The sequence below is a fragment of the Trinickia sp. genome (genome assembly GCF_051961175.1).
GTDB lineage: Bacteria > Pseudomonadota > Gammaproteobacteria > Burkholderiales > Burkholderiaceae > Trinickia.
The window spans coordinates 1-5,956 of the sequence record NZ_JBQCDN010000400.1; the positions used below are offsets into that span (position 1 = coordinate 1).

Sequence of the window (5,956 nt, forward strand, 5' to 3'; positions counted from 1 at the left end):
AATGTCCAGTGCGGCGTCGACGAAGAAATCGCCTCCGTCGTCGACCAGATGCCTCCTCCGACCACATAGGACACATGGTTCGGGTTAAACGGATCGATCTGCAAATCGTCGACCCACCCGGAAAACCCGGGGCCCGATGCGCTGGTCGTACCGCTCGCGTCATGGTACGTCGTCGAACCATTCGACTCGCCCGACTTCCCGATCTCGGCCCACGTTTGTCCCCCATCGGTCGAGCGCATGGCCACCTGAACGTAGGACGCATCGCCCCATGTTCCGGATACGCCAAAGACAATTTCGGTTTGCGGTCCGCTGCCCGATACCGACAGGCCACCAATCCCACCCCAATACGTCCCCTCGCCGGAGGCGACGAGCTTGGTCCACCCACCTTTGCCGTCGAACTTGCACAGCCCCGACGGAGCGCTGCTGCCGGGCCCCGCGCTCGACGTGAACGGCACATAGAACATACCGTCCGCCGCGCGCGCCATGTGCGGAATATAGACATTGGAACCGATCGCGTCGGTCACTTGGCTCGGAATGGAGACTGCCGTCCAGGTTGCACCGCCGTCCGTCGATTTGTACAGATACGACGACAGCCCGGCGAGGTTCTTGTAGTCGGGTGCGACGCCTACGTAGAGGGTGCCCGTCTGGCTTCCGCTCGGCGAATAGCCCGGCTTGGGCGCATCCGTGTCGAACACGACGAACTCGAGGCCGATCGGGTTTCCGTTATTGGTATTGGAGATATCGCCCTTAGACATCACGTAGGGCGACAACGAAGAAACCTGGGTCCAGTTGAATCCGGAGTTCGTCGATTTCCACAGGCCAGCCGTTCTCGACGCGTAATACATTGTCGAGGGCTGATTGGGATCGATGGCCAAACGCTCGCCGATTGCGCGACCCTGATTGTTCGCTCCGACTGGGAACGGAAGATCCGCATGGATCCAAGACCGCCCCTGATCCCACGAAATATAGAAACGTCCATTCCCGTCGGTGACAGCTCGGCCGGCCGTCATAGCGACCGTCCAGGAATTAGTCGGGTCTACAGCGAGACTCTCAGAACCTTCATAACCACCGTCGGCTCGACTGAACGAATCGTTCAGCGCAATCCAGGTTCCATTGTCGTTGTCCCAGCGATAGACGCCGCCAATGTCGGTTCTGGCGTAGCGCAAGTTCGGGACGGTAGGATGGTAGATGACGCCGGGCACATAGCCGCCCCCGCCCATCTTCACGGTGGTCCAACCGGTAGCCGGAGCCGCCGCGGCGGCAACTGCCTGCGTGGAAGCATGCACCGCACTGCTGCCAGCCGTGCCGGACGTTCCTCCGCCGCTGCACGAAACCAGAGGCAACGCCGCAACGGCAGCCCAGAACCCTCGGTGAACCCGGCCTTTCATCGTCATCTTGTTTCCCGTTCGGTCATACTGCGTTCGGCCGCCTCTTTCGACACACTGCATCCCTTCTTGCGTCGACAGCGCAGCGCCTTCAGCCAATCAATGGAATGGAAGCAACGTAACCGACATGTCATCGACCACCTCGGTCAGTCGCGGGCCGGAAAACGAGCGCCGCGCTTTGCGACCGACATGCATAAGCGTACGAAGCTCGTCAATTAGTAGTACTAACTGTCCAGGTGGCGCGCTTATCTTAATTGCCCTGTCGCGAAAAAAATCGTAAGGAAATCCTTATTTTCTTGTTGGCGATTTTCCTACCCTTCTCCCATGTGGCGGATTTTCTATCGACGAAAAAAAAAGCCGAAGTCCCGAGGAGAGGGGGCTTCGGCCTGATGACGCGCCCTTGCGGGCGCGTGGCTTCGTCAATCGTTAAGCATCGTCCGTCAGCTGCCGATGTACTGGAACAGCGACATCCCTTGCATCTTCACGAACGTCTGTTGCGCCGCTTGCAGCGCGCTCTGCGCTTGTTCGAATTTCGTGATCGCCGTGACCATGTCAACGCCGGTGAGGTTCGACAGATCGCTTTGCGTTTGCACCGAGTTCGTCTGCGTCGTCGTTTGCAGCGCCTGCAGTTCGTGCTCGCGCCCGCCCACCGATGCCTGCACGACCGTCACGTTCGTCATCGAGTTTTGGACCTGCGTCAGGCCAGTCGTCAGCGCGTTTTTCAGCGTCGCGACCGCGGTCGGATTGTTGTCCGCCGGTTGCTTCAATGCCGCAATGACCGAATCGAGCGACGCGAACACGCTCGTGTTCTGCGGCGCCGTCGCCGGCGTCACCGTAAACGTATCGCCCGGGTTCGGCGCGCCCGACATCGACACTTGCATGCCGGCGCCGAGCGGGATCGGCGTGCTCGCATTGAACGCCGTGGGGGCCGTCGTCGTGGCAGGCACCGCCGTGTTGTCGGTCACGGTGTAGGTAGGCGCAGCAGCCGTGCCGCCGAACGTAATCGTGTAGTGGTCGCCGTTCGTCGTGACGGACGGGTTCGTGACCGACGCCGAGCCAATCGTGCCCGTGCCGGTGTTCGTGCTCGCCCCGGCCGAGACCTCCGACGTGCCCGTCGCGGGCACGGACAAGAATACGCTCGCGCCGCTGTCATTCGTCGCGATCTGGCGCGTATCCGCGACTTGCACTTGGCGGATGCCGCTATCGCCCTGGTAGTTCACCCCGCCAGCCGTGTTGTTCGTGAACGGCTGCGTCGTCGCTTGAAAGCCCGAGAACAGATAGTTGCCGGCGCCGTCGCTCGTGTTCGCCAGGTTCAGAAGCTGGTTGCGATAGCCTTGGAGCGCCTGGGCGATCGAGGCACGATCGGAGTCGTTCAAGGTGCCGTCGCCCGCACGCACCAGCTGCGACGTGATGCTGTCGAGCGTGGTCGTCACGCTCGACAGGGTCTTGTCTTCAAGGCCCAGCGACGAGAGTGCGGCGCTCTGGTTCGTTTGGTACTGCGTGTACGTGGCCGACACCATCGTCAGCTGAACGGCCTGCGCGGCGCCCAGCGGATTGTCGGCCGGCGTGGTCAGCGCCGTACCGCTCGAGAGCTGCTGATAGTACGTACTCAGCTGGCCCTGCTGGTTATCCATCGTCTGGATGTTCTGATCGTAGAACTGCGAAGTCGAGATGCGCATCATCGCTGCCACCTTATTGGAAGATGCCCATCAGGGTCGAGAACATCGATTCGGCCGTCTGGATGACCTTGCTGTTCGCCTGATAAGCCTGCTGATATTGCAACAAGTTCGACGCTTCTTCATCGAGATTCACGCCCGACACGGCCTGCTGCGCCGACGTGATCTGCGTGACCAGCGCCGCTTGCGACGTGCTCGCCGCCTTGAGCTGGCCCGCCGCGTTGCCGATGTTGTTCACGTAGGCCGCGTACGAGGCCGTCAACGTCGACGTCCCGCCGTTCAGCGCGCCACTCGTGACGAGCTTGGACATCGCCAGTGCATTGCGGCCGTCGAACGTGCCCGTGTTCGGCGCGATCGTGAATGTGTCGCCGTTCGCGGGAATGCCCGTAAGCGACACGGTCACGGCGTTCGTGATCCCGGCCGGGGCCGGCGACGTCGTGCTGTTGATCGTCAAGTTCGCGCCTTGCGACGGGTTGTACGGGACAGTCGTCGTGGGCGCGGTGATCGGAATCGATGTCGGGGGCGAGCCCGCCACCGTGACCGTTGTGCCAACCTGGAAGCCGCTCAGCGTATTCGTGGCCGAGTTGTACGTCAGCGTCGTCGTGCTCGAGATCTGATAGCCAGCCCCCACCGAGCCTTGCGAGATCGCTCCCGAGCCCGTGTTCGAGCTCGAAGCCGAAGCGAGCACAGGCGCCGATGCGGCGATCGCCGAAGGGGTCGATGTCGTCAAGGCGAACGAATCGAGCGCGCCGCGCGTCGGCTGAATCGTGAACGAATCGCCCGCGTTCATCGAACCGGAGGTGATGTTCAGGACCAGCCCGCCCATCGAGGCCGTGCCGTTCGGGGCCGTCGGCGACGTGCCGACTACCGTGCCCGTCGTCGTATCGGTCAGCGTATAGGTGCCGCCGGCAAACGAGAGCGCGTAATCGTCGCTCGTCGGTTGCGAGCCGTTTGCGAAGCTGACCGACAGCGTGGCGTTGCCCGTGTTGGCGAGGTTCGAATAGCTGGTCGGCGATCCGACGGTGAACAGATTGCCGCCCTTGTTCCCGGTCAGATCGATCCCGAGCGCGTTCTGCGCGTTGACTTGATTGGCAAAGCTCGTCGCGATCGCGCCCAGTTGCGATTCGGCCGGATTGAGCGTCTGGCTGCGGAACTGAAGCAGGCCACCGACCGTGCCACCCGGGATCGACGAATCCGGCAGGTATTCGACCGGCGGCGGTGTCGTAGCGCCCGCCAGACCGTTATAGGTGACGGCCAGCTCGCTCGGATCGCTTTGCGAGGTGGCGGTACCCAACTGGAAATTGTTGTTCGCGACGACAAGCGGCTGCCCGTTGCCGATGAAGACGCTGTAGCTGCCCGAGCTTTGCACGACGGACACGCCGACGAGCTGCGAGAGGTTGGCCACGGCCTGGTCGCGCTGATCCAGCAGTTGGTTGGGCGGCTGGCCCTGCGCGGACGCCGCGGCAATCTGGCCGTTCAGTTTGGCGATCTGCGCCGAGTAGGTGTTGATCGATGCGACAGATGTCTGCAATTGCTGATTCACGCTCGTGCGCAGCTGGTCGTATTGCGCACCGGCCGCGTTGAGCTGCGAGGCGAGCGTTTGCGCGGCGCTGATCGCCGTCTGGCGCATTGCCTGGCTGGTCGGCGTGTTGGCAACGTTCTGCAAACCGGTGAAATACGACGTCATCGCCGCCGAAATGCCGGCAGTCGGGCTACCCACGAGATTGCTCAACTGCGAAGCCATCGCATAGTTGGCCGACAGCGCGCTGTTCGTCGAGGTGGCCGTATTCAGCTGGGTGCTCAGGTACTGGCTGTAATGGCGCTGCACCGTCACCGTGTTGACACCGCCGCCGAGATAGCCCGAACCGGTGTACTGACCGCTGGCTTCGGCATAGACGGCGCTCTCGACCGTGTAGCCGGGCGTCGCCGAGTTGCTGATGTTCTGGCTCGTCGTCTGAAGGCCCCACTGCGCGGCGTTCAGCCCGGACAACCCGATGTTGAAAATATCGTTGGACATGCGTCTTCCTGAAGGGCGGGCGCCATTGGGCAATCCGCCACGTTGAGGGAACACATGTATAACGGCCGCGCCGGGAAAAATTTAAGGGGGCCGCATGCATCCGCCCCGTTTTTTTTATTACGCTTTGACGAGCGAGCGCCGGCGCATTTCAAGCTGGGTGATGAGGCGCTGCAGCGTGTTCTCGGCGCTGCCGGGCAGCGCGACGAAGCGCATGCCGAGTTGGAAGCGGCGGCCGCCGTTCGGCAATTCGGTCGCGCGCATCGAGACGAGCTCGAGATCGAGCGACAGCATGCCGTGTCCGTTCAAGTGCACTTCGACGTCGGGCAGCATGGCGCCCATCGGCAGTTCGGCTACACGCTCGTCCGTCGTGCGCAGCCCGATTCCGCCGAGCGACAGATCGTGCACCTCGAAGCGGAACGCGTCGCCCTCGGGCAGCTTGCCGCGGCAAAAGTACGGATCGAGCACGGGGGCGTCGACGCGAAAATATTCGCGGCGCTGCACGTAGTAGAGCACTTCGGGGAACGGCGCTTCGAACGCGGGCAACCCCTCGAAGCGTGTTTCCTGCGGCGTGAGCGTGGAAAACTCGACGCGCACGCCCTCGGGCGAGGCGCGGAAAGTACAGCTCGGCGAAGCGAGCACCCCTTTGTTCTGCTCGGGCAGCGCGCCCCAGTCGAAGGAGAAGGTGCGACCTCGCACGTCGACGTCGAGAATCTTCGTCACGAGCTGCCCGTTTTTGTACTGAACGGTCAGAAAATCGCCGCGATTGGCCAAATTGCGGAGCTGAACGCCGATTTCGAGCGGATTGCGGCGGCCGAAATCATGATCGCTTTCGGCTGTATCCTCCGTCGGGCCATTCGACTGATTGGTATCCATGGGCT

Annotated in this window: 3 protein-coding genes and 1 pseudogene; all 4 read right to left on the reverse strand. The window is 62.4% G+C overall.

What is annotated here, in order from left to right; all coding sequences use genetic code 11:
* Window positions 1-1,394: pseudogene (locus ACTHL0_RS22825) on the reverse strand (dockerin); the annotation flags it as partial.
* Window positions 1,395-1,825: 431 nt separating this feature from the next.
* The gene (flgL, locus tag ACTHL0_RS22830) at window positions 1,826-3,064 is read right to left on the reverse strand and encodes a flagellar hook-associated protein FlgL (protein ID WP_440569233.1); all 1,239 of its coding nucleotides are present in this window, start codon (window positions 3,062-3,064) and stop codon (window positions 1,826-1,828) included.
* Window positions 3,065-3,077: 13 nt separating this feature from the next.
* Window positions 3,078-5,078 (reverse strand): flagellar hook-associated protein FlgK, encoded by a 2,001-nt coding sequence (gene flgK, locus ACTHL0_RS22835; RefSeq protein ID WP_440569232.1) that lies wholly within the window; start codon window positions 5,076-5,078, stop codon window positions 3,078-3,080.
* Between the two features lie 117 nt (window positions 5,079-5,195).
* On the reverse strand, window positions 5,196-5,951 hold the full coding sequence (locus tag ACTHL0_RS22840) for a flagellar brake protein (protein ID WP_440569234.1): 756 nt from the start codon (window positions 5,949-5,951) through the stop codon (window positions 5,196-5,198).
* Window positions 5,952-5,956 lie beyond the last annotated feature (5 nt).